The following is a 22,428-nucleotide window of genomic DNA, read 5'->3' as shown; positions in this document are numbered from 1 at the left end:
TCAGAAAGAGAAATTCTTCAATGCGTCCGGCATGCCTTGTGCCATCGCCTGCGATTCCTTCGCGGCGTAGGTGGCGGCGTCCCAGACTTCGAAATGGCTGCCCATACCGAGCAGCATGACTTCCTTGTCGAGCATGGCGGCACTGCGCAGCTCCGGTGCAATCAGCACGCGGCCCGCGCCATCCATTTCCACGTCGGCGGCGTTGCCCAGGAAGATCCGCTTCCACCAGTGCGCATCCATCGGCAGCGCCGCGATACGGCTACGGAAGGTCTCCCACTCGGGGCGGGGAAAGAGCAACAGGCATCCATCCGGGTGCTTGGTCAGCGTCACCCGGCCTTCGGCCTGCTGTTGCAGCGCTTCGCGGTGCCTGGCCGGAATCGACATCCGACCCTTGGCATCGAGCGACAGCGCCGATGCTCCCTGAAACAAGCTATGCCCCCCGGTTGCCGACGGCTTACGCGCCGTGCGGCAGGTCGAACCATCCTGTCCGGTCTGTTCAAATCATCGCAGACGCAGGCCGCTTTATCACACAAAAATACACTTCCTCACACTATTTCCCACTTTAGAGGAAGCGGTATAGCGGGTCAAGGCTCGCCATCGGGCGAAAAACGGTGTTTTTTGAATCAGAACAAAGACTTAGCGCGTTGACTTCACGCACCACGAAAGTGAATCCTTAATGAAATGAAGATCTTAGGGAGCAAAGCAGAGAAACCACCTGAGAACTGCCGAGGGAGGGACGGCCGACAACGCTGGGCGAATTCCGTTCCGCGTTGTCGCGAAGGATACAACGTTTTGCCGCGAGCCCCGATTGCACAAGGGCTCACGGGACTTTTCCACAGGTCGGGCGGGCAGCCGATCCGGCTGGCCGCCGGTGGGAATCAGATGCGGTAGGCGGTGGTGGTCATCACGCGCGAGGCGGCACGCATCAGCGCGCGTACCGGGGCGGGCAGCGGCAGGCCGCCGGCGTCGCGCGCGGCATCGCCGTGGCGGATCTCGTCGTCGCGCATCTGTTCGAGGATGGCGCGGCTGCGGCCATCGGCGGGCGGCAGCTGGTCGAGGTGGCCGGTCAGGTGATGCTCGACCTGGCGCTCGGTCTCGGCGACGAAGCCCAGGCTCACGCGGTCACCGGCGCGGCCGGCCAGGAAGCCGATGGCGAACGCGCCCGCGTACCAGACCGGGTTCAGCAGGCTCGGCCGCGAGCCGAGTTCGCGCAGTCGCTCGGCACACCAGGCGAGGTGGTCTTCCTCCTCGCGCGCGGCGGCATCCATCTGCGCCCGCACCGGCGCGGTGCGCGCCGTGATCTTCTGCGCCTGGTACAGGGCCTGGGCGCAGACCTCGCCGACATGGTTGATGCGCATCAGCCCTGCCACATGGCGGCGTGCATCCGCGCTCAGTTCATCCGTCTCCGGCGCCAGGCGGTCAGCCGGGTTCGGCCGGCCGGCCCGGGTCGCGCCCGCGATGGCGCGCAGCGCCACGTCGAATTCTCGGATCAGCGTATCCATGTCTGCGATGTCTTGTCGATTTCGGTCAATCAGTGATGCGTCAAGCTTCAAGCACCCGTTTGAGCGGCATTTTACGCGGCCGATCCGATCCCCCACCAACGGGGGAGGCCGGGGCCGGCAGCGCCTCGGGATTTCCCCGCATTGTACCCGGCGGCCATCCGCACGCCCCCGGCGGCAAGCCGCGAGCAGCCCGGAACGCTGCGCCTGGACTGGTTTTCCGTACCCAGAAACCCTGAGTTGTGAAAACAAGACAAGACGTTTACCTCAGGGTCAACAAAATGCGCGCTTTTGCTAGAGTGACCGACAGCTTCCATGGAAGTTAAGCGCAGAAGAGTGGAGAGAGGGCTCAGGAGGTTCTTCGGCGCTTCATCTAATAATTCTTAAGTGGAGATAACCCAGCATGAAAAAGTCGCTAATCGCGCTTGCCGCGATGGGCGCGTTTGCCAGCGCGGCAAACGCCCAGACGAGCGTGACGCTGTACGGCGTCGTGGACGTGCCGATCGAATATAACAACCACCTGGCACCGGGCTTCAATACCAATCCGGCGACGTGGGGCCCGAATGGCCGCCCGCCGTCACTGCCCGGTGGCGGCAGCCGCGTCGGCCTGCAGACCGGCGGCGGCCTGTCCGGCTCGCGTTGGGGCCTGCGTGGCACCGAAGACCTCGGTGGCGGCCTGAAGGCGCTGTTCGTGCTGGAATCCGGTTTTGGCCTCGACGATGGCCGCTCGCAGCAAGGCGGCCGCCTGTTCGGTCGTCAAGCCTACGTGGGTATGCAGAGCGACAAGCTCGGCCGCCTGACCTTCGGCCGCCAGTACACGACGATGTTCGACATGTTCGCGAACTTCTCGCCGACCGGCTACGCCACGATCTACGAACCGGTGGTGGCCCAGCTGGGTACCAACTTCCGTTCGGACAACACGGTCAAGTACACCGCCGTGCTCGGCCCCGTCACCGCTGAAGCGCACTGGAGCTTCGGCACCGGCGTGGCCGCCATCGGCCCCGTGCCGCTGGCCAACGCAGGGGCTGGCGAAGCCCCCGGCAACTTCAACAACAACGCGGGCGGCGGCGCCGGCCTGCTGTACCTCTCGGGCCCGTTCGGCCTGACGGTGGCCTATGACGAATGGCGTCCGGCCACCACGATCGGCTCGGCGGGCAAGTCGCGCAAGATCGGCACGGCCGGCAGCTACACATTCGGCCCGTTCAAGGCGATGGTGGGCTACCGCTACGGCATGATCGAGGACAACGCCGGCAACACGCTCCAGCGCGACGACTACTTCTGGGCTGGCCTGAACTACCAGGTCACTGCCCCGCTGGGTCTGACGCTTGCGTACTTCTACGACGATCTGAAGACGCTGCGCGCCTCGTCGGCATTCGTCCAGGACAACCCGGCCAACCCGTGGCAGGTCAGCTTCGTCGCCGACTACAACTTCTCGAAGCGCACCGACGTCTACCTGACGGCCGGCTACGCCAAGAACTCGGGCCTGAACTTCGATACCTCGGCCGTGAGCTTCGCCAACGGCTACTTCATGCAACAGGGCAAGAACAGCCAGATCGGCGTGGCACTGGGTATCCGCCACAAGTTCTGACCTGAAGCATCTGATTGGGGAGGAAAGGCGCCTGCGGGCGCCTTTTTTCGTTTCCGTGACACGCCCGGGCACAGTCGGTAAGGGCTTCACCTCATCCGCGAAGTGGCGCTGGCGAGACTAGAATGGCCCCGAGACCGGAAGACCAGACAGCCGGCCGCCAACAGGAGACCCTCATGCACCACCCCCGCCGGCGCGCCCTTGCGCTGCTGCTGTCCACCGCCCTGGCTTCCCTCGCCCTGCCCGCGTCCACCGCCTTTGCCGCCGATCCGTACCCGAACAAGCCGATCCGGCTCGTGGTGCCCTTCCCGGCCGGCGGCACCACCGACATCCTCGCGCGCGCCGTGGCCGCCGAGCTGTCGAAGCTGCCCGGCTGGAACGTGGTGGTGGACAACAAACCGGGCGCGGGCGGCAATATCGGCACGGACATCGTCGCCAAGTCCGCCCCGGACGGCTACACCCTGCTGATGGGCACCGTCGGCACGCACGGCATCAACCAGTCGCTCTACGCCAAGCTGCCGTTCGATCCGATCAAGGATTTCGTGCCGATCACCGAGGTGGCGTCGGTGCCGAACGTGCTGGTGGTGAACCCGGCCTTCGCGCAGCAGAACAAGATCAACAGCGTCAATGACCTGATCGGCTATGCGCGCGCCAATCCGGGCAAGCTGAACATGGCGTCGAGCGGCAACGGCACGTCCATCCACCTGGCCGGCGAGCTGTTCAAGACCCAGACCAAGACGTTCATGGTCCACTTCCCGTACCGGGGCAGCGGCCCGGCGCTGACCGACCTGTCCGGCGGCACCATGCAGCTGATGTTCGATAACCTGCCTTCGTCGATGCAACTGATCAAGAGCGGCAAGCTGAAGGCACTGGCGGTGACCAGCGCCAAGCCCTCGCCGGCCCTGCCCGACCTGCCGACCGTGGCGGCCGCCGCCAAGCTGCCGAACTTCGAGGCCAGCTCGTGGTTTGGCCTGCTGGCGCCGGCGGGCACGCCGACCGACATCGTCCATCGCATTCAGCAGGAAGTGGCCAAGAGCCTGGCCACGCCGGCCGTGCGGGAGCGCATGCTGGTCCAGGGCGCCGATCCGGTCGGCAACACGCCGGAGCAGTTCGCGGCGTTCATCCGGGCCGAGACGGCCAAATGGGCGAAGGTGGTGAAGGACTCGGGCGCCAAGGTCGATTAAGGACGTCGATCCAGAACGCGGATCTCCGGGGCATTGCACCGGACCAGCGCATATACTTGAGGTATCAAACGTTTTGCCTGCCCTGGTATCGCAATGCCCACTTCGCCCACAGCCAACGCGGCGCCCCCGAGTGCCGACCTTGCGCCGGTAGATCTCGAGACCCGCGTCGGCGAGACCAGCCACGAGGCCTTGCGCCTCTGGCTGCGCCTGCTGACCTGCACCAACCTCGTGGAGGGCGACATCCGCTCGCGGTTGCGCCAGGAGTTCGCGGTGACGCTGCCGCGCTTCGACCTGATGTCCCAGCTCGACCGCCACCCCGAGGGCCTCAAGATGGGCGAGTTGTCCCGCCGGATGATGGTGACCGGCGGCAACGTTACCGGCATCACCGACCAGCTCCAGCAAGAGGGCCTGGTCACGCGCGAGGCGTTGCCCACGGACCGCCGCGCCTACCTGATCCGCCTGACCCCCGCCGGCCGCGAGGCATTCTCGCGCATGGCCCGCGCGCACGAGAGCTGGGTGGAACACCTGTTTTCCGGACTGGCCGAGACGGACCGCCGCGCGCTGTTCCGCCTGCTGGGCCGGCTAAAGACCAGCCTTGCCGGCTGAGATGCCATGAAAACCCTGTTCCGCCCGATCCTGACCCTCGCCACGGCCGCTGTGATGGCTGGCCTGTCTGGCTGTGCCCAGACGCCGCCAGCCGCCCCGCAGGTGGCGCCGATGAATGCCACGGTCAAGCTGGGCCGCGTGATCGAGCGAACGTACCTGACCCGTGTGGAGGTGCCCGATGGGGGCAGCTACCCGGGCTATGGCGTGGGCGTGGGGGCGGCTGGCGTGGGTGGAGGCGGCGGGCGGGGCGGCAGCGCCGTGGGGGTGGGATTTTCGATCGACCTGACGCAGCTGTTCAACCGCCGGCCGCCGCAGCAGATCGACCTGTTCCTGTACAAGGTGCAGGCCGCGGACGGGACCGTGGTGAACGTCAACGCGCCGGCGCTGGCCGGGCTGGACCCGGGCGCCTGCGCGCGGGTGATCTATCCGGACGGCGCGCCCCAGCCGCTGATCGCGCCCTCGAACGAGTGCTGAGGGCGCCCGGCTGATCGCAGCGGATTGCGACGCGGCTTAGGCCGCCTTGCGGCTGTCGCGCAGTTCGCGGCGCAGGATCTTGCCGACGTTGGTCTTGGGCAGCTCGGTGCGGAACTCGACATACTTTGGCCGCTTGTAGCCGGTCAGCCGCTCCTTGCAGAACGCGATGACATCGGCCTCGGACAGCGCCGGGTCCTTCTTCACCACGAACAGCTTCACCACCTCGCCCGAATGCTGGTCCGGCACGCCGACGGCTGCCACTTCCAGCACGCCCGGGCACTCCGCGACCACGCCTTCCACCTCGTTCGGATACACGTTGAAGCCCGACACCAGGATCATGTCCTTCTTGCGATCGACGATCTTGGTGTAGCCGCGCTCGTCCATGATGCCGATGTCGCCGGTCTTGAAGAAGCCGTCCGGCGTCATGACCTTGGCCGTCTCGTCCGGGCGATTCCAGTAGCCGGCCATCACCTGCGGGCCGCGCAGGCAGATCTCGCCCGGCTGGCCGAGCGGCAGTTCGTTGCCGTCGTCGTCGCGGATCGAGACCTCGGTGGAAGGCAGCGGCAGGCCGATGGTGCCCGAGAAGGTGTCCGTGTCCGTGGGGTTGCAGGTGGCCGACGGCGAGGTCTCCGACAGCCCGTAGCCCTCGATGACCGGGCAGCCGGTCTTGGCCAGCCAGTTCTTGGCCACCGCCTCCTGCACCGCCATGCCACCGCCGTTGGCCACGCGCAGGCCCGAGAAATCGACCTTGCCGATGTCCGGATTGTTCAGCAGCGCGTTGTAGAGCGTGTTCACCGCCGGGAACATGTTGAACTTGTACTTCTGGAGTTCCTTGACGAAGCCGGGGATGTCACGCGGATTCGGAATCAGGATGCTCAGGCCGCCGCTGCGCATGCCCAGCAGGCAGCAGACCGTCAGCGCGAAGATGTGATACAGCGGCAGCGCGGTGATCGTGATGACCTGGTCGATGGGCGCGCCCTTGGCCAGCGCGGGCTGCATCCAGGCTTCAGATTGCAACACGTTCGACACAATGTTCCGGTGCAGCAGCGTGGCGCCCTTCGAGATCCCCGTGGTGCCGCCCGTGTATTGCAGGAAGGCGATGTCGTCCGGGCCAGTGTCCACCGGCTTGAGCGTCATTTTGGCGCCCTCGGCCAGCACGTCGTTGAAGCGCACGCAGTGCGGCAGCTCCCAGGCCGGCACCATCTTCTTGACGTTGCGCACGACGAAATTGACCACGGCGCCCTTCACGGTGCCGAGCATATCGCCCATGCTGGCCACCACCACGTGCTTGACCGGCGTGGCCGGCAGCACGGCCTGGAGCGTGGCGGCAAAGTTTTCGAGGATGACGATGGCCTCGGCGCCGCTGTCCTTCAACTGGTGTTCCAGTTCACGCGGCGTGTAGAGCGGGTTGACGTTGACCACCACGTAGCCGGCGCGCAGCACGGCGGCCAGCACCACCGGGTACTGAAGCACGTTCGGCATCATGATGGCCACGCGTGCGCCGGGGCGCAGGCCGCGTGACTGGAGCCACGCCGCGAAGTGCGCGGACAGCTGGTCCAGCTCGCCATAGGTAATGGCGCGGTCCATGCAGATGAAGGCGCGACGGTCGGCGTAGGTACGGAACGATTCCTCGAGCAACTGGGCCAGCGAACGGAACTGACTGGCGTCGATCTCTGCCGGTACGCCCGCCGGATAATGTTTCAGCCACAGCTTTTCCATACCGTCTCCTGAATTTCTGAATGGTCGTTCGATTTTTTGGGAATGCTAAACGTGCACGCCTCGCCAGACAACACGTTAGACGAAGTCCTCCACCCACCGGAATCGTGAAATCGTGAATTATGCGCCACTCAGGGGTGGCGGCGAGGGAATACCCCTAGCTCCCCGCCTGGCCTCAGCTCGGCAGCACCAGCTTCATCATGTTGGACGCCAGTTCCTGGGCGAGGGTTTCCTCGTCCATGCGCCCGGGCTCGTGCCAGGTGTACATGAAGCCGATCACGCCGCCCATGGAATGCGCGGTCACGCGGGCATCCCCGAAGGCAAACACGCCGGTGGCGCGCCCTTCCTCGAGCAGCACGTAGAGGTCGCGATAGAAGTCGCGCGCCATGGTGTTGAGCCACGCCACGGTGTCCGGCTTCAGGTACTGGTTGTCGCGGAAGCTCAGCGCCGCCGCCACGTGGCAGCGCACGCAGCGCCGCGCCATCTCCAGCAGGCAGGCGTGCAGGCGCTCGCGCACGGGCAGCGCCGGGTCGGCCGTCTCGCGGATCACCGGCAGGCAGGTCTGGGCCGACTCGCGGCACAGGATGTCGAAGATCTCGTACTTGTCGGCGAAGTAGTAATAGACCGCCGGCTTGGTGACGCCGAGCGCCCGGCACAGGTCGTTCATGGTCATGCCGGGGTAGCCCTTCGTATAGAAGAGCTGGGCGGCGGCATCCAGGATCTGGCGGCGGCGTGCTTCCTGGCGCTCGGCAACGTGCGAGCGCGCCGGACCGTCGTCGGCCAGCGTGGCGGCTTCATCGGCGCGCGGCACGGCGCCGGTTTTCCTGGAGGGGGGTGGCATAGGGCAATTTTCTCATGCGGCGCGCGCTCCACCATCGGGAAACACGCGGCTTGACGGATTGGGCGGGAAGGCGTCGGGTTCTACCGGCCGGTATCGCCTTTGTCTGGGGATTGTGCCGACAGGGGCTTGGGTGGCGGAGGCTGCGGCGGCGACGGTGGCGTGACCTCCGTGGCCGGCGGCGCCAGCCGGCGCAGCGCGGCGTCGCGCTCGGCCGGCGGAAGGTCGCCCAGGCGGCGCGCCTCGGCGTAGAAGCGGGTCCAGTCGCCGCCCGACTTGGCCAGCAGCGCGGTGAACGCGGGCACCCATTGCTGGTAGGTGGCCACGGCGGCCAGGTGGGCATTGGTCAGGGGCTGGTCGAACCAGCGGTCGTAGCCACTGTAGTTGCCCCATTCGGCGCGCTTGTGTGCATAGTCTTCGCGCAGTTCCGTGAAGATCCGCGCCTTGCCCTGGCGCTTGGCCTCATCGTCCAGCGGGGCGCGGTACAGCGCCACGAGCTTGTCGCGCGTGCGCAGCAGCATGGCGCGGAAGTCGCGCCGGCGGCTGTCGTAGATCTGGTAGCTGGCGCGGGCGTCCGCTGAGGCAGCGTGCGCCAGCCATTGCTCCACCCCGGCCGTCTCCACGGCGGTGGCGAACGACTCGTTGAACGCGGTGTCGTTGCGCACGTAGACCACCTGGTGGGCCAGTTCGTGGAAGATCAGCCGGGCCAGTTCGCCCTCGGGCTGGTAGACGAAGGTGTTGAGTAGCGGATCGTCGAAATATCCGAGCGTCGAATAGGCCGGGATCCCGGCCACGTAGGCCTCGAAGCCTTCCCGGCGCAGATCCTTGGCGTACTGTTCGGCGTCCTGGGGATCGTAATAACCGCGATATGTGATGCAGCCGACGATGGGGAAGCACCACTTGCGCAGCTCCATCGACAATTCCGGCGTGGCAAACACACTCCACACCACGTAGGGCCGATGCAGGTTGGCGTAGCGGCGATAACTGCCGTTGTCCGGCAGCTTCAGCTCGCGCGAGGCGTAGTCGCGCATCTGCCGCGCCAGCGTGAGGCGCTGGGCCAGGCGGGTGTCGTTGGCGTTGCGGGCGGCGTCGATGGCGTCGTCGAGCGACTCCGCCTTGGCCATCACGCCCAGATGGCCGCCGACCGACTGATAGTAATAGCCGAGCGTGTCGCAGCCGGCCGCCAGCGCCGCGACGGCCAGCACCACCAGGGTGCCCGCCACGCGCCAGCGGGCCGGCCAGCGCATCATGACGCCACGGCCTCCCTCTCCACCTCGGCCGGCGCGGGCGCCACCTCGACCAGACAGTCGTAGAAGACCGGCGCGCGGCCCAGGTCGGTCAGGCGCTGGCTGGTCAGTTCGTTGGCGTTCTTGCCGTCCGACGCCAGCTTCTTCCACCAGATCGACAAACCCACCACCAGGCCCTGCCGCGCGCGGTCCGTCACGCGGGCGCGGGCCAGCATGCTGCCCCGGTCGTTGAAGGCACGGACCATGGCGCCGTGGACGATGCCGCGCGCGGCGGCGTCCAGCGGATGGATGTCCAGGTGCGGCTCGCCCTCCGTGGCGCGCAGGCTGTCCACGTTGACGAACGAGCTATTGAGGAAATTGCGAGCCGGCGGGGAGATCATCGCCAGCGGATAGCGGGCCGCCAGCTCGGGCGCCGAGGCCGGCGCCTCGTAAGGCGGGACATAGGCCGGCACCGGATCGAGGCCGTCGCGGGCCATCGCCTCGGAGTAAAACTCGCATTTGCCCGATGCCGTGGGGAAGCCGCCCTCGGCGAACGGCGCAGCCGGCAGGTTCAGCTTCTGCCAGCCCTGCTCGCGCAGCGAATCCCAGCTGATGCCCTCGGCCCGCTTGTCCTCGCGCAGGATGGCCTGCGCGGCGATGGCCTCGTCGCTATCGGCAAAACACGGCTCGGTGAAGCCCATGCGCGCGGCCAGCCGGCGGAAAATCTCGGTATTCGGCAGCGCCTGGCCCATCGGCGCCACGGCCTGGTTGTTGGCCAGGAAGTAGGTGTGGCCGTAGGCTTTGTGGACGTCCACATGCTCGAGCTGGGTCGTGGCCGGCAGGACGATATCGGCGTAGTCGGCCGTATCGGTGCGGAAATGCTCGAGCACCACGGTAAACAAATCCTCGCGCGCGAAGCCGGCCGCCACCTTGGCCGATTCCGGCGCCACGGCCACCGGGTTGCTGTTGTAGACCACCACGGCTTCGATCTTCGGGCCCTGGGCGCCCGTGCCGTCGTCGAGCAGCGCGTCGCCAATCGTGCTCATGTTCACGGTGCGCGGCACCTGCGGCCAGTCTGGCAGCAGGTCGGGCCGCTGGAGCGCCGCGTGGTCGATCGGGAAGAAACCCGAGGTCGATAGCTGCAAGCCGCCCGCCGGGTGACGCCAGGCGCCGACCAGCGACGGCAGGCTCGCCACCGCGCGCACGGCCTGGCCGCCGCCGTGGGCGCGCTGCATGCCGTAGTTCAGGCGGATGGCCACTGGCTGGCGCTCACGCACCGCGAGTTGGCCGTAGAGGCCGGCGATCCATTCGATGTCTTCCACCGGCACGCCGCAGATCTCGGCGGCGCGGGCCGGCGAGAATTCCATCGCCCGCTCGCGCAGCGCGGCAAAGCCGACCGTGTGCCGTTCGATGTAGTCGTGATCGAGCAAATCGTCGCGGATCAGCACGTGCATGATCGCCAGCGCCAGCGCGCCGTCGGTGCCGGGCATCGGCGCGATGTGGCGGTGGCACTTCTCGGCCGTCAGGGAGCGATACGGGTCGATGGCGACCAGCGTGGCGCCACGGCGCTTGGCTTCCTGCGCGCGGGTCCAGAAATGGAGGTTCGAGGCGATCGGGTTGCCGCCCCAGATGATCACCAGCTTGGCATCGGCCACGTATTCCATGTCCATGCCCACGCTGGCGCCATAGGTATAGCGCAGCGCCGTGGCGCCCGCGCTGGCGCAGATCGTCCGGTCCAGCAGCGAAGCCCCGAGCTTGTGGAAGAAACGCGCGGCCATGCTTTCGCCCTGCACCAGTCCCATGGTGCCGGCGTAGCTGTAGGGGATGATGGCCTGCGGGTCGCGCGCGGCAATGGCGCCGAGGCGGCGGGCCACCTCGTCGAGCGCCTCGTCCCAGGAAATCGGCTCGAACTTGCCCTCCCCCTTCTTGCCGACGCGGCGCAGCGGCGTCAGCAGCCGGTCAGGGTGGTAGGTGCGTTCCGTATAGCGGGAAACCTTGGTGCACAGCACGCCCTGGGTGGCCGGGTGGTCGGGGTCGCCGGCCACCTTGATGGCCCGGCCGTCCTCGACGGTGACGAGCAGCGCACAGGTGTCGGGGCAATCGTGGGGGCAGGCGGCGCGGACGATACGGGTGGCCATGGTGATGTCGGACGTGGGGCGGCTGGGGGGCCTTGGGGCCTGGGGCGATGGATTTCTGGCGACGGAGCGGGCCAGGCGGCCGTCATGTCTGGGGGCATGACTGTGGCGCAAGCGCCTCGCCGGAGGGTCCCGAACCGGGAGAAATTGTTTGGCTCCGATTGTATTCGATTATGATGTTCCGGCGCTGCCGGGCAAACCGCCCGACAGTCCGGCCACCGTGCCGGAACCCCCTCACAGGCAACAGACCGGGCGGGGGCCGCGGGGTACAGAAGCACAAGAACACTTTGGATTTTTTGACGGGGATTCACATGGTTTTGCATTCTGGGGTCACGCGCCGGCGCTTTGCCGGCCTGCTGGCGGCGTGCGCCGTCGTCGCATCCGGCGCGGCAAGCGCGGCCAACACTACGGCCGCCGAGACCGGCGTTACGGCCGACACCATCCTGCTCGGCCAGTCCGCCGCGCTGACCGGCTCCACCGCGGTGCTCGGCAAGCAGATGAACTCGGGCGCGCGGCTGTATTTCGACTACATCAACCAGCAAGGCGGCGTGTTCGGCCGCAAGATCGAACTCAAGGCGCTGGACGATGCCTACGAGCCGGACGATGCCATCAAGAACACCAAAAAGCTGATCGAGGAAGACCGCGTCTTCGCGCTGTTCGGCTACGTGGGCACGCCGACCAGCCAGGCCGCCGTGCCACTGGCCAACCAGGCGCGCGTGCCGTTCTTCGCCCCGTTCACGGGCGCCCAGTCGCTGCGCGACCCGCGCAGCCGCTACGTCTTCCACGTGCGCGCCGGCTACGACGAGGAAACTTCCGCCATCGTGCGCCAGATCCGCACCACGGGCCTGAAGCGCGTGGCCGTGGTCTATAACGACGACGCCTACGGCAAGGCCGGCATCGCCGGGGTGGAGCAGGCGATCAAGTCGCTCCCGGCCGACAGCGGCGTGAAGCTGGTCGCCCAGGAGTCGGTGATCCGCAACACGGTGGAGATCGGCGACGCGATGCAGGGCGCCATGAAGGCCAGCCCGGACGCCATCGTGCTGATCAGCGCCTACCGCACCGTGGGCGCGTTCGTGAAGGAAGCCCTGCGGCGCGGCTACAGCGGCCAGTTCTATAACGTGTCCTTCGTCGGCACCCAGGCGCTGGCCAAGGAAGTGGGCCCGCTGGGCAGCGGCGTGATCATCTCGCAGGTGATGCCGCACCCGGGCAACGCCACGCTGCCGGTGGTGCGCGAGTACCTGCGCCTGCTGCAGGCGTCCGGCAAGCAGAACGACTTCGACTACGCCAGTATCGAGGGCTTCATCGCCGCCAAGGCGTTCGTGGAAGGGCTGCGCCGCACCGGGCGCGAGGTCACGCGCGAGAAGTTCATCACCGCCGTGGAAAGCATGCGCAACGTGGATCTGGGCGGCTTCATCGTCCAGTACGGGCCAGAGAACCACGTGGGATCGAAATTCGTCGAAATGACGATCATCAACTCGCGCGGCGTGGTGATTCGCTGACCGCACCTGGGGCGCCCCTCCTGGGGCGGAGGGGCCCCTTTCAAGCCATATCGTTCAGATGGCACGCCGAGAAGCGTAGCGGCGCGATCTCCTTCAGCATCGGCTGTTCCTCCCGGCAGCGCGGCATCGCGTGCGGGCAGCGCGGGTGGAAGTGGCAGCCCAGCGGCGGGTTCAGCGGCGACGGGATCTCGCCCCGGATCGCCACATAGGTCTTCTTGCCCACTTCCAGCTTGGGCGCCTCGGCCAGCAGCGCCTGCGTGTACGGGTGGTTCGGCGCCGCGAACACGTCCTCGGTGGGCGCCGACTCCACCACCCTCCCCAGATACATGATCACCACGCGGTCGCTGATGTGCTTGACCACGCCCAGGTCATGGCTGATGAACAGGTAGGTCAGGTTCAGGTCTTCCCGCAGGCGCATGAACAGGTTCAGGACCTGGGCCTGGATCGAGACATCGAGCGCCGCCACCGATTCGTCGCAGACCAGGAATTCCGGCTTCACGGCCAAGGCCCGGGCGATGCCGATGCGCGCCCGCTGTCCGCCCGAGAACTGGTGCGGGAAGCGGCGCAGCACGGTGGGATCCATGCCCACGCGTACGAGCATGTCTTCCACATAGGTCTTCTGGGCGCCCTTCTCGACCATGCCGTGCACCACGGGTGCCTCGCCGACGATATCGAGCACGCGCAGCCGGGGGTTCAGGGACGCGTACGGGTCCTGGAAGATCATCTGGATGGCGAGCTGCTTCTCGCGGCGCTTGTCCGGCGGCAGGCGGTCCAGATCCACGCCGCGCCAGAACCGTTCGCCCTCGGTCAGCGTATGGAGCCCCACGGCCATCCGGCCCAGCGTGGACTTGCCGCAGCCCGACTCGCCCACCAGCCCGACCACCTCGCCCGCGCGGATCGCCAGGTCCACGCGATCTACGGCATGCACCACCTCCACGCGCTGCTTCGCGCCGAAGACATTGGCGATTTTGGCCGCCACGTCGAGCGTCTTGACGAAGCGCTTGGACACCGCGCGCAACTCCAGCAGCGGCGCGGGAGGCGTCGCGGGCTCGGTCGGCGTGATGTTGGCGGCACTCGCCGGAGTATCGATCACGGACTGGCTCATGCGGCCTCCTGCTGGGCAAGTACCGGGTGGAAGCAGCGCAGCTCCCGGCCGTCTGGCGAGGTGCCGAGCGGCGGTTCGGTCTTGCAGATGTCGGTCGCGTAGGGGCAGCGCTCGCGGAACGAGCAGCCGCCGGGCAGATTCAGCAGCGATGGCGTCATCCCCGGAATCTGCCGCAGCGGCGTGCCGCGCGGGTTGCGCGACGGCGCCGAGCCGATCAGCCCGTGCGTGTACGGGTGCTCGGGATGCTCCAGCACCTGGCGCACATCGCCCGATTCCACGATCTTGCCGGCGTACATCACGCAGACCTTGTCCGCGAGCCCGGCCACCACGGACAGGTCGTGCGTGATCCAGATCAGCGCGGTGCCCGATTCCCGGCACAGCGTCTGCATCTCATAGAGGATCTGGCCCTGGATGGTCACGTCCAGCGCCGTGGTCGGCTCATCGGCAATGATCAGGTCCGGCTTGTTGAGCAGCGCGATGGCAATCGCCACGCGCTGGCGCATGCCGCCCGAGAACTGGTGCGGGTAGGCGGTCAGGCGCTCGTCCGGCGAGGGAATGCCGACCCGGGCCAGCGCGTTGCGCGCCCGCTCGCGGGCGGCCGGCTTGCTGACGTTGTCGTGCGCGCGCACGGCCTCGATCATCTGGGTGTCGATGCGCAGGACCGGGTTCAGCGTCATCATCGGGTCCTGGAAAATCATTGCGATGCGGTTACCGCGCACGTCGCGCTGCTGGGCGGGGGTGAGCGCGCGGAGGTCGCGCGTCACGCCGTCGCGGCTGGTCAGCGCGATCCGGCCGTCGACGACTTTGCCGGGCGCATCGATCAGGCCCATGATCGAATAGCCGGTCATCGACTTGCCCGAGCCGGACTCCCCGACCAGGCCCATGATCTCGCCGCGGTTGACCGAGAACGACACGTCGTCCACGGCCTTGGCCACGCCGGCGCGCGTGAAAAACTGCGTTTTCAGGTGTTCGACCACCAGGGTAGGTTGGCTCATGCGCGCTCCTGGGCGGTCATTGCGTTTGCAGGCGCGGGTTCAGCACGTCGCGCAACTGGTCGGCCACGAGGTTCATCGACACGATGGTCACCACCAGCGCGATCCCCGGGAAGAAGCTGATCCAGTACTTGCCGGACAGCATGTACTGCTGGCCGTTCGAAATCAGCGAGCCGAGCGACGGCTCCGTGACCGGCACGCCGAGCCCGAGGAACGACAGCGTGGCCTCCAGCGTGATGGCCGATGCCACCTGCAGCGCGGCGATCACGATCAGCGGCGGCAGGCAGTTCGGCAGCAGGTGGCGGAACATGATGCGCCCCGGCGGCAGGCCCAGGCAGGTGGCGGCCTCGATGTACTCCTTGCGCCGCTCCACCAGCGCCGCGCTGCGGGTGGTGCGCGCGTAGTAGGCCCATTGCACCGCCACCAGGGCGATAACGATGTTGCCGAGGCCCGGCCGCAGGAAGGCCAGCAGGATCAGCGCCAGCAGAATCGGCGGAAACGAAAGCTGGAGATCGGCCACGCGCATGATCAGCGCCTCGATGCGGCCACCGAGGAAGCCGGCCAGCAGGCCGAGCGTCGCCCCCAGCAGCAGCGCGATCACCGTGCTGAGCACCCCCACGCCGATACTGATACGCAGGCCGTACATCACGGCGGAGAGGATGTCGCGCCCCTGCTCGTCCGAGCCCAGCAGGAAGGTCAGGCCGCTGCCGGCCTGTTCGCCCGGGGCCATCCGTGCGTCGAGCACGTCCAGCGTGGCCAGGTCGTACGGATTCTGCGGCGCCAGCCATGGCGCGAAGATCGCAATCAGGATGATGAGGCCGAGCGTCACCAGCCCCAGCACGGCCAGCTTGCTCTCCAGGAACTGCCGGGCGAAGCGGCGGAACGGCGTCTGCTCCTTCGCCGGCACGGCCGGGATCGCGACTTCCTTGGTTGGGTTCGGTACGGTGCTCGCGCTCATGGCTCAGCCCTTGTTGTCGGCAATGCGCACGCGCGGATCGAGCATGCTGTAGACGATGTCCACCACGAGGTTGATCAGGATGAACAGCGTCACGATCACCATCAGGTAGGCCACGATCACCGGGCGGTCCAGCAACTGGATCGAGTCGATGATGAGCTTGCCCATGCCGGGCCAGGCGAAGATCGACTCGGTCACGATGGCGAACGCGATGATCGAGCCGAACTGGAGCGCGATCACGGTCACGATCGGGATCAGAATATTCTTAAGAACGTGCACCCCGACGATGCGGGAGTTCGACAAGCCCTTGGCCCGGGCGAACTTCACGTAGTCCTGCAGCATGGCCTCCTGCGTGCCGGCGCGCGTGAGCCGGATCACCATGGCGATGTTCAGCAGCGACAGCGTGACCGCCGGCAGGATCAGGTGGCGGATGCCGTCCACGGTCAGGAAGCTGAGCGGGATGCCCAGCACCCGCACGGTCTCGCCCCGGCCATTCGACGGCAGCCAGCCAAGCTGCACCGCGAACACCATGATCAGCATCAGGCCGACCCAGAACGTGGGCAGCGAGAAGCCCAGGATCGATATCGTCATGATCGACTTGCCGGCCACGCCGGTGGGCCGGAGCCCAGCCCAGAGACCTAGCGGAATGCCGAGAACGATGGCCAGCAGGATGGCCGTGACGGCCAGTTCCATGGTCGCCGGCATGCGCTCGAAGATCAGCTTCAGTGCGGGCGTGCCATGCGCGAACGACATGCCGAGGTTGCCGTGCAAGGCGTTCTGCAGAAAGATCCAGTACTGTTCCCAGAGCGGCTTGTCCAGCCCGAGCGCGGCGATGGTGCGCTTGATGTCCTCCTGGTCCGCCTGCGGACTGATGAGGATGTCGACCGGGTTGCCGATCGCAAAAACGCCAAGAAAGACGAGCAGCGACATGACGAGGAGCACGACCACGCTCTGCATCAGGCGCCGGATGATGAAAACCAGCATGGTGGAGACACTATCCTTTCGCCGGCAACGGTCCCCAGGTCAGGGACCGTTGCACGACGGCATCCGCTGCTAGCTTAGTGCAGCCGATTGACCCCAGCCGACTTATTGCGGCTTGAAGTTATGCGCATAAGTGCGCTCGTCGGTACGCGGCACGTAGGTGATGCCCTTCTGCGTGGCCCACGTGGTGACTTGCTGGTGGATCGGGATGATGCCGCCGTCGTTGATGGCGATGGCCGTGGCTTCCTGCAGCAGCTTCGACCGTTCAGCGTCTTCCACCGTGGCCAGCGCCTTCTCTAGTACGACGTCCATTTTTGGATTGCAGTACTCGCCCCAGTTGGTCGTGCCGAAGCCCTTCTTCGAGTCCTCGCAGGCGAGCAGCGCACGCAGCGGCGAGCTGACCTCGCCGGTCTGGGCGCCCCATCCGAGCAGGCCGAACGACCACTCGTGCTTGATACCCTTCGACGAATAGGTGGCCATCGGCATGCCTTCCACCTTGGTGGCGATGCCAATCCGCGTCAGGTTCTGGGCGATGGTCTGGGCAATCTTCTCATCGTTCACGTAACGGTTGTTCGGCGTGTGCAGCGTGACGCCGAAGCCGTTGGGGTAGCCCGCCTCCGCGAGCAGCTTCTTGGCGCCTTCGGGATCGTATTTCACCGTCTTCAGGGCCGGGTTGTAGCCGAACAGCGTGGGCGGCACGAGGTTGTTGGTCGGCTCGGAAAGCCCTTCCATCAGCCGGTCCTTGATGCCCTGCCGGTTGATGGCCATGCTGATGGCGTTCCGCACGCGCGCATCCTTGAGCGGATTCTTATCCATCGGCTGGCCGTCCTTGGTGGTGACGTACGGCGACTTGTCGCGCTTGGCATCGAAAAACAGGTAGATCACGCGGTGCGAGATCTTGCTGAAGAACGACAGCTTCGGGTCCTGGCGCACCTTGGGCAGGTCCGGCGTCGGCACGTTCTCGATGGCCTGCACGTCACCGGACAGCAGCGCGGCGAGGCGCGTGGCCGGGTTCGGGATGAAGCGCAGCGTGACCTTGTCCCAGGCCGGCTTCGGGCCCCAGTAGTCGGGGTTCTTGACCAGTTCGACCCGGTCGTCGCGGGCGTAGCTCACGAACTTGAACGGCCCGGTGCCGACCATGCCCTTGCCCTGCGCGAAGTCGTCGGACGTCAGGCCCTGCGTGGCCTTCTTCTGCACCATGAAGATCGACGTCAGGTCGTTCAACATCAACGGATACGGCTGGTTGGTGGTCAGCTGGAGCGTGTACTTATCGATCACCTTCTTGTTGATGATCGCCTTGGTATAGACGTCGAACTTGCCCGGGCTGTTCAGGATCGTGGCGGGGCGGTCGAGCGACCAGACCACGTCCTCGGTCGTCAGCTCGGTGCCGTCATGCCACTTCACGCCCTTGCGGATCTTGAATTCCCACGTGAGGTTGTTCACGAGCTTCCAGGACTCGGCCAGGCCCGGAATGATGCGGCTGTCCGGGTCGAGCTTCACCAGGGAGTCGAACACGTGTTCGGACACGTTGATGTTCGAGAACAGGTTATAGAAATGCGGATCCATCGAGGTCGGCGGCGAACTCATGGCGATCTTCAGGTCGACCGCCTGGGCGGGCGCGGCCAGGCCGAGGCCGAGGGCGCTCGCCAGCAGCACGGCGGCGGCGGTATTGCCGACCCTCTTGCTCATGGCGATCTTGACCTTGTTGACAGTGCGAAGGGACATCGCGCGTTTCTCCCTGTGGGAAGTCTGAAATGACAATAAGGAGCAGTCGTCGCCTGCGCAATAAGAAATCGCCGCATTTTGGTGCGGTCCATTCTGCATCGCGGATCCGGGCGCGACCGGCCAGGCACTTCAAGCATGAACTGTTCCAGCAGTGGAACGGCAGCGCCATGCGGGGAAACCCACCTGGCGAGGGGTGCGCGGGCGCGCGAGGTGCTGTGCTGCAGTGCGCCAAGTCGGGGCGCCAAGGTCCGTCTTTGGCGCTTTGCAGGCAGACAGGTATGATCGGGGTATCCCACTGCCCGGTACGGCACCATGAAGCTCATCCCAGAAATCCTCCAGGCGCAAGCCGAAATCCGCACCCTCCGCCGCGACATCCACGCCCATCCCGAACTCTGCTTCGAAGAACAGCGCACCGCTGATCTGGTCGCAAAAAGCTTGGAATCGTGGGGCATCGAGGTCCATCGCGGGCTTGGCACGACGGGGCTCGTCGGCGTGATCCGCAACGGCAACAGCGGCCGTTCGATTGGCCTGCGTGCCGACATGGACGCACTGCCACTGCAGGAAGCCAATACCTTCGGCCATCGCTCGCAGCACGACGGCAAGATGCACGCTTGCGGCCATGACGGCCATACGGCGATGCTGCTTGGCGCGGCGCGCTACCTCGCCGAGCACCGTAATTTCGACGGTACCGTCAACCTGATCTTCCAGCCGGCCGAAGAGGGCGGCGGCGGCGCGCGCGAGATGATCAAGGACGGGCTGTTCAAGCGTTTTCCGTGCGATGCCGTCTTCGGCATGCACAACTGGCCGGGCATGCCGGTGGGCTCGTTCGGCACCACGGCCGGGCCGCTGATGGCATCGAGCAATGAATTCCGCATCGTCGTGAAGGGCAAGGGCGCCCACGCGGCCATGCCGCACAACGGCTTCGACCCAGTCTTCACCGGCACGCAGATCGTCTCGGCGCTGCAGGGCATCATCACGCGCAACAAGCGGCCGATCGACACGGCCGTGATCTCCGTGACCCAGTTCCACGCCGGCGATGCCACCAACATCGTGCCGGATCAGGCATGGATCGGCGGCACGGTGCGGACGTTCACGGTGCCGGTGCTCGACCTGATCGAGCGGCGCATGGAAGAGGTGTCGCGCGCGGTGGCGTCGGCGTTCGACTGCACCATCGAATTCGAATTCCGCCGCAACTACCCGCCGACGATCAACAGCGCCGCCGAGGCGGAGTTCGCGGTGGGCGTGGCCAGCGAGGTGGTGGGCGCGGACCATGTGGACGGCAACGTCGAGCCGACCATGGGCGCCGAGGACTTCTCGTTCATGCTCCAGGAAAAGCCGGGCTGCTACCTGTTCATCGGCAATGGCGAGGGCACGCACCGCGAGGCCGGCCACGGCATGGGACCGTGCATGCTGCACAACCCCAGCTACGACTTCAATGACGAACTGCTGCCGGTGGGCTCGACGTTCTTCGTGAAACTCGTGGAGAAGTGGCTCGCTGCCGCCTAAGTTTGGCGTTGATTGCGGGCAGCTTTTCAGAATCCGCTCATAGGAAAGGCCGGAGATGACGCATACGCTGTTGGACGACAACACGGCGGAAGGCTTCGCCCGGGTGGCGCTGGACAACATCGTCCGTCCCTATCCGTACAAGCTCGACCACCTGATGGCGCGTGCCGGCGATCTCACCGAGCCGGCGGTGGCGCATCCGGTCTTCTATGGCAGCTACGACTGGCATTCGTCGGTCCATATGCATTGGCTGCTGGTGCGACTGCTGGCGACGCGCCCGGACCTGCCGATCGCGCCGCAGATCCGGCAGACGCTCGACGCGCAACTACGGCCTGAGGCATTGGCGACGGAGTTGGCGTACTTCGAGCGTCCGGGCTCGCGCACGTTCGAGCGCCCGTACGGCTGGGCGTGGGTGCTGCGGCTTCAGTCGGAATTGACGCTGCTGGGCGCAGACGACCCACAGGCAGCGCAATGGGCAGCAGCTTGTGCGCCCCTGGCCGACCACCTCGCGCTGCGTCTGATCGAATCCATCGAAATCGCCGATTTCCCGGTGCGGACCGGCACCCATTTCAACAGCGCGTTTGCGCTGGTGATGGCGCTGCATTTCGCGCGGAGCACGCAGCACCTTGCGCTGCGCAAGGCCATTGTCCGGCGCGCGCACCGCTGGTTCGGACATGATCAACGGTATCCCGCCCGCTACGAGCCGGGCGGCGACGAGTTCCTGTCAGGTGGATTGATCGAAGCGGTCCTGATGCAGCAGGTGACCGACGACGACTGCTCGTTCGGGGACTGGTGGGAGATGTTCTCGCCAGGGCAGGCCGAGTTGGCGACCTGGCTGACGCCGGTGACGGTGGCGGATCGCACGGACCCGAAGATGTCGCACCTGGACGGCCTGAACCTGTCCCGTGCATGGTGCTGGCGGCTGCTGGGGCCCGCCCTGCCCCCGACGCTCCAGCCGCTGGCTGTGCGGGCGTGGTCCGATCACCTCGAGGCGTCACTGCCGCAGGCGGTGGGCGGCCACTACGTCGCCACCCATTGGCTGGCGACGTTCGCCCTGCTCGCGCTCGAGGACACGGCGCCAAGCCAGGCCTCCGCCTGCTCAATCGACCAGGACTAGCCCCCGGTCAATCGAGGACGATGTCCCCGTACCAGGACTCCGCGCGGCTCTTGGTATTGTCGGTATCGGTCATCAGCCCCACGGCGATGACCTTGCCGGGATCGGTCCCGAACGCCTTGCGGTAGTCCGCGCGCAGATCGCGCTCATGGCAGCGCCAGCTATTGGCGTGGCGCGTGCCCGAATCGACCACGATCATGCGGACGCGATCCGTATGGGGGTTGTTCAACACCGCGCCGGCGGGACGGCGACCGCCCCAGATGTACATCAGCGTGGCGTAAGGCATCTCACGGCCCGTGGTGATGCGGGCCATTTCGTACATGAGCTGGTCGCGCAGCGACAGCTTGGCCGTATCGCCATCAAAGGCGACGAAGATGCGCAAAGGCGCGTCTTCCCGCTGGCCCATCGCGTTGTCGGCGCTACGGATCACGTCGCGCGTCTTCCACATCCAGCGAAGCATGCCGGGGTCGCGCTGCGTCAGTGGCACATAGAGCCCCGATGCGGAACTGTCGGCCTGGGCATGCAGCACCAGGCGCTGATCCACTTCGGTCAGCGTGTAGCGTGTGGGGGTCTTGTTGCGGTTGATCGTCCACGGCTGCCAGCCCGCAGGAAGATTGGCGAGCGACGCGGACGCTGAAAATGGAGGAAGTTCGGGCAATGCCACGGGCGCGGCAGCACTGCCTTCGCCCTCGCCATCGGGGTCGCCGCCAGCCTCAGCATCGGCATTCCGCTGCGTGGCCAGCACGGTCGCGATATTCGCCGCCTCCAGCGCATCGACGTGAACAGCCGACTTCATGCCGGCTTTAGCCGCGAATGTCTTGCAATCCACTTCGGCCACTGGGACCATTTTCGTCGGATCGAAGGGAGGATTTCCCCCGCTCGATGCACATCCCGCCAACAACAACACGCCTGCCATGCTGGCAAGCGCGGGCCATAACTTCGTGGCCGCCATGTAACCCCCTAAACCCAATTTCTCGTCGCTGCTTCGCGCCTAGACCCGGCGCTTGTAGGAAACATAACAGAACGAAATCCGCGCCGGAATACTCCGGTACCCTGAATACAACAGCGATACGACGCTGAAATGACGAGGGCTTCGCGGCGCGAACGAAATCGTCGCCGCAAAAGCAAAACCCCCAGCCTTTTGGGGCTGGGGGTTCTGGGTATAAGAGCCTGGCGATGACCTACTTTCACACGGGTAGTCCGCACTATCATCGGCGCAAAGTCGTTTCACGGTCCTGTTCGGGATGGGAAGGGGTGGTTCCGACTCGCTATGGTCACCAGGCATGAGGGG

The 22,428-nt window shown here is 66.2% G+C and carries 19 protein-coding genes and 1 rRNA gene; 7 read left to right on the top strand and 13 right to left on the bottom strand.

The genetic code is table 11. From position 1 onward, the window contains the following. Both mraZ and coq7 read right to left on the bottom strand, forming a co-directional pair. Positions 1–429 carry a division/cell wall cluster transcriptional repressor MraZ gene (gene mraZ, locus AC1DFU_RS18405; protein WP_092298529.1) on the bottom strand — a complete coding sequence of 143 codons (429 nt, stop codon included), beginning with the start codon at positions 427–429 and terminating at the stop codon, positions 1–3. Between the two features lie 449 nt (positions 430–878). After that, positions 879–1,502 carry a 2-polyprenyl-3-methyl-6-methoxy-1,4-benzoquinone monooxygenase gene (gene coq7, locus AC1DFU_RS18400; protein ID WP_092298526.1) on the bottom strand — a complete coding sequence of 208 codons (624 nt, stop codon included), beginning with the start codon at positions 1,500–1,502 and terminating at the stop codon, positions 879–881. A gap of 400 nt (positions 1,503–1,902) precedes the next feature. Here coq7 and AC1DFU_RS18395 point away from each other — a divergent pair, with 400 nt between their 5' ends. The 4 genes from AC1DFU_RS18395 (at position 1,903) to AC1DFU_RS18380 (ending at position 5,348) form a co-directional block, all read left to right on the top strand. Further along, a complete protein-coding gene (locus tag AC1DFU_RS18395; protein ID WP_092298524.1) occupies positions 1,903–3,087 on the top strand; it encodes a porin in 1,185 nt (394 codons plus the stop codon). 173 nt (positions 3,088–3,260) lie between these two features. After that, positions 3,261–4,268, top strand: coding sequence for a tripartite tricarboxylate transporter substrate binding protein (locus AC1DFU_RS18390; RefSeq protein WP_441592189.1), 1,008 nt, complete (start codon positions 3,261–3,263; stop codon positions 4,266–4,268). 93 nt (positions 4,269–4,361) lie between these two features. Further along, the gene (locus AC1DFU_RS18385; RefSeq protein WP_092298520.1) at positions 4,362–4,874 is read left to right on the top strand and encodes a MarR family winged helix-turn-helix transcriptional regulator; all 513 of its coding nucleotides are present in this window, start codon (positions 4,362–4,364) and stop codon (positions 4,872–4,874) included. Positions 4,875–4,880: 6 nt separating this feature from the next. Continuing rightward, a complete protein-coding gene (locus AC1DFU_RS18380; RefSeq protein WP_092298518.1) occupies positions 4,881–5,348 on the top strand; it encodes a hypothetical protein in 468 nt (155 codons plus the stop codon). Positions 5,349–5,384: 36 nt separating this feature from the next. On the opposite strand, the gene AC1DFU_RS18375 is transcribed toward AC1DFU_RS18380, so the two are convergent. From AC1DFU_RS18375 to AC1DFU_RS18360, 4 genes are all read right to left on the bottom strand, one after another. After that, positions 5,385–7,067, bottom strand: coding sequence for a long-chain fatty acid--CoA ligase (locus AC1DFU_RS18375; RefSeq protein WP_092298515.1), 1,683 nt, complete (start codon positions 7,065–7,067; stop codon positions 5,385–5,387). Between the two features lie 172 nt (positions 7,068–7,239). Next, on the bottom strand, positions 7,240–7,905 hold the full coding sequence (locus tag AC1DFU_RS18370; protein ID WP_092298513.1) for a TetR/AcrR family transcriptional regulator: 666 nt from the start codon (positions 7,903–7,905) through the stop codon (positions 7,240–7,242). Between the two features lie 80 nt (positions 7,906–7,985). Then, a complete protein-coding gene (locus AC1DFU_RS18365; protein ID WP_092298510.1) occupies positions 7,986–9,152 on the bottom strand; it encodes an aminopeptidase in 1,167 nt (388 codons plus the stop codon). Further along, on the bottom strand, positions 9,149–11,266 hold the full coding sequence (locus tag AC1DFU_RS18360) for a molybdopterin-containing oxidoreductase family protein (protein WP_441592186.1): 2,118 nt from the start codon (positions 11,264–11,266) through the stop codon (positions 9,149–9,151). Before AC1DFU_RS18360 ends, AC1DFU_RS18365 begins: the two co-directional genes overlap by 4 nt. Before the next feature lie 308 nt (positions 11,267–11,574). Between AC1DFU_RS18360 and AC1DFU_RS18355 the strand changes: the two genes are divergently transcribed. Then, entirely contained in the window at positions 11,575–12,762 is a 1,188-nt protein-coding gene (locus AC1DFU_RS18355) for an ABC transporter substrate-binding protein (protein ID WP_092298504.1), read from the top strand. Positions 12,763–12,802: 40 nt separating this feature from the next. Here the strand turns inward: AC1DFU_RS18355 and AC1DFU_RS18350 are convergent, their stop codons facing one another. The 5 genes from AC1DFU_RS18350 to AC1DFU_RS18330 all read right to left on the bottom strand — a co-directional run bounded on the left by AC1DFU_RS18350 (position 12,803) and on the right by AC1DFU_RS18330 (position 18,484). Then, entirely contained in the window at positions 12,803–13,867 is a 1,065-nt protein-coding gene (locus tag AC1DFU_RS18350; RefSeq protein WP_441592184.1) for an ABC transporter ATP-binding protein, read from the bottom strand. Continuing rightward, entirely contained in the window at positions 13,864–14,862 is a 999-nt protein-coding gene (locus AC1DFU_RS18345; protein WP_092298499.1) for an ABC transporter ATP-binding protein, read from the bottom strand. Before AC1DFU_RS18345 ends, AC1DFU_RS18350 begins: the two co-directional genes overlap by 4 nt. A 16-nt stretch (positions 14,863–14,878) precedes the next feature. Then, positions 14,879–15,817, bottom strand: a complete 939-nt coding sequence (locus AC1DFU_RS18340; protein ID WP_092298496.1) for an ABC transporter permease — start codon at positions 15,815–15,817, stop codon at positions 14,879–14,881. 3 nt (positions 15,818–15,820) lie between these two features. Further along, positions 15,821–16,798 carry an ABC transporter permease gene (locus tag AC1DFU_RS18335; RefSeq protein WP_092298493.1) on the bottom strand — a complete coding sequence of 326 codons (978 nt, stop codon included), beginning with the start codon at positions 16,796–16,798 and terminating at the stop codon, positions 15,821–15,823. 102 nt (positions 16,799–16,900) lie between these two features. Further along, the gene (locus tag AC1DFU_RS18330) at positions 16,901–18,484 is read right to left on the bottom strand and encodes an ABC transporter substrate-binding protein (protein ID WP_092298966.1); all 1,584 of its coding nucleotides are present in this window, start codon (positions 18,482–18,484) and stop codon (positions 16,901–16,903) included. Positions 18,485–18,832: 348 nt separating this feature from the next. Between AC1DFU_RS18330 and AC1DFU_RS18325 the strand changes: the two genes are divergently transcribed. Both AC1DFU_RS18325 and AC1DFU_RS18320 read left to right on the top strand, forming a co-directional pair. Beyond that, complete coding sequence (locus AC1DFU_RS18325) at positions 18,833–20,026, top strand: M20 aminoacylase family protein (RefSeq protein WP_092298490.1); 1,194 nt, start codon at positions 18,833–18,835, stop codon at positions 20,024–20,026. A gap of 55 nt (positions 20,027–20,081) precedes the next feature. Further along, complete coding sequence (locus AC1DFU_RS18320; RefSeq protein ID WP_441592181.1) at positions 20,082–21,140, top strand: DUF2891 domain-containing protein; 1,059 nt, start codon at positions 20,082–20,084, stop codon at positions 21,138–21,140. Between the two features lie 7 nt (positions 21,141–21,147). Here the strand turns inward: AC1DFU_RS18320 and AC1DFU_RS18315 are convergent, their stop codons facing one another. Both AC1DFU_RS18315 and rrf read right to left on the bottom strand, forming a co-directional pair. Next, positions 21,148–22,089: a DUF3047 domain-containing protein gene (locus AC1DFU_RS18315; protein ID WP_177219979.1), complete on the bottom strand. Its 942-nt coding sequence runs from the start codon at positions 22,087–22,089 to the stop codon at positions 21,148–21,150. 216 nt (positions 22,090–22,305) lie between these two features. Further along, positions 22,306–22,419, bottom strand: a 5S ribosomal RNA gene (rrf, locus tag AC1DFU_RS18310). Positions 22,420–22,428: the final 9 nt, after the last annotated feature.

The organism is Cupriavidus sp. 10L45 (assembly GCF_056395225.1).
This window is presented reverse-complemented; position numbering and strand designations above follow the sequence as displayed.

Bases quoted from the DNA above. Each gene is read 5' to 3' on its own strand.
- AC1DFU_RS18395 (WP_092298524.1), top strand. From the start codon at position 1,903: ATGAAAAAGTCGCTAATCGCGCTTGCCGCGATGGGCGCGTTTGCCAGC.
- AC1DFU_RS18360 (WP_441592186.1), bottom strand. From the start codon at position 11,266: ATGGCCACCCGTATCGTCCGCGCCGCCTGCCCCCACGATTGCCCCGAC.
- AC1DFU_RS18335 (WP_092298493.1), bottom strand. From the start codon at position 16,798: ATGCTGGTTTTCATCATCCGGCGCCTGATGCAGAGCGTGGTCGTGCTC.
- AC1DFU_RS18345 (WP_092298499.1), bottom strand. From the start codon at position 14,862: ATGAGCCAACCTACCCTGGTGGTCGAACACCTGAAAACGCAGTTTTTC.
- AC1DFU_RS18315 (WP_177219979.1), bottom strand. From the start codon at position 22,089: ATGGCGGCCACGAAGTTATGGCCCGCGCTTGCCAGCATGGCAGGCGTG.
- AC1DFU_RS18380 (WP_092298518.1), top strand. From the start codon at position 4,881: ATGAAAACCCTGTTCCGCCCGATCCTGACCCTCGCCACGGCCGCTGTG.
- AC1DFU_RS18320 (WP_441592181.1), top strand. From the start codon at position 20,082: ATGACGCATACGCTGTTGGACGACAACACGGCGGAAGGCTTCGCCCGG.
- AC1DFU_RS18350 (WP_441592184.1), bottom strand. From the start codon at position 13,867: ATGAGCCAGTCCGTGATCGATACTCCGGCGAGTGCCGCCAACATCACG.
- AC1DFU_RS18370 (WP_092298513.1), bottom strand. From the start codon at position 7,905: ATGCCACCCCCCTCCAGGAAAACCGGCGCCGTGCCGCGCGCCGATGAA.
- AC1DFU_RS18365 (WP_092298510.1), bottom strand. From the start codon at position 9,152: ATGATGCGCTGGCCGGCCCGCTGGCGCGTGGCGGGCACCCTGGTGGTG.
- AC1DFU_RS18390 (WP_441592189.1), top strand. From the start codon at position 3,261: ATGCACCACCCCCGCCGGCGCGCCCTTGCGCTGCTGCTGTCCACCGCC.
- AC1DFU_RS18355 (WP_092298504.1), top strand. From the start codon at position 11,575: ATGGTTTTGCATTCTGGGGTCACGCGCCGGCGCTTTGCCGGCCTGCTG.
- AC1DFU_RS18375 (WP_092298515.1), bottom strand. From the start codon at position 7,067: ATGGAAAAGCTGTGGCTGAAACATTATCCGGCGGGCGTACCGGCAGAG.
- AC1DFU_RS18325 (WP_092298490.1), top strand. From the start codon at position 18,833: ATGAAGCTCATCCCAGAAATCCTCCAGGCGCAAGCCGAAATCCGCACC.
- AC1DFU_RS18340 (WP_092298496.1), bottom strand. From the start codon at position 15,817: ATGAGCGCGAGCACCGTACCGAACCCAACCAAGGAAGTCGCGATCCCG.
- AC1DFU_RS18330 (WP_092298966.1), bottom strand. From the start codon at position 18,484: ATGAGCAAGAGGGTCGGCAATACCGCCGCCGCCGTGCTGCTGGCGAGC.
- coq7 (WP_092298526.1), bottom strand. From the start codon at position 1,502: ATGGATACGCTGATCCGAGAATTCGACGTGGCGCTGCGCGCCATCGCG.
- AC1DFU_RS18385 (WP_092298520.1), top strand. From the start codon at position 4,362: ATGCCCACTTCGCCCACAGCCAACGCGGCGCCCCCGAGTGCCGACCTT.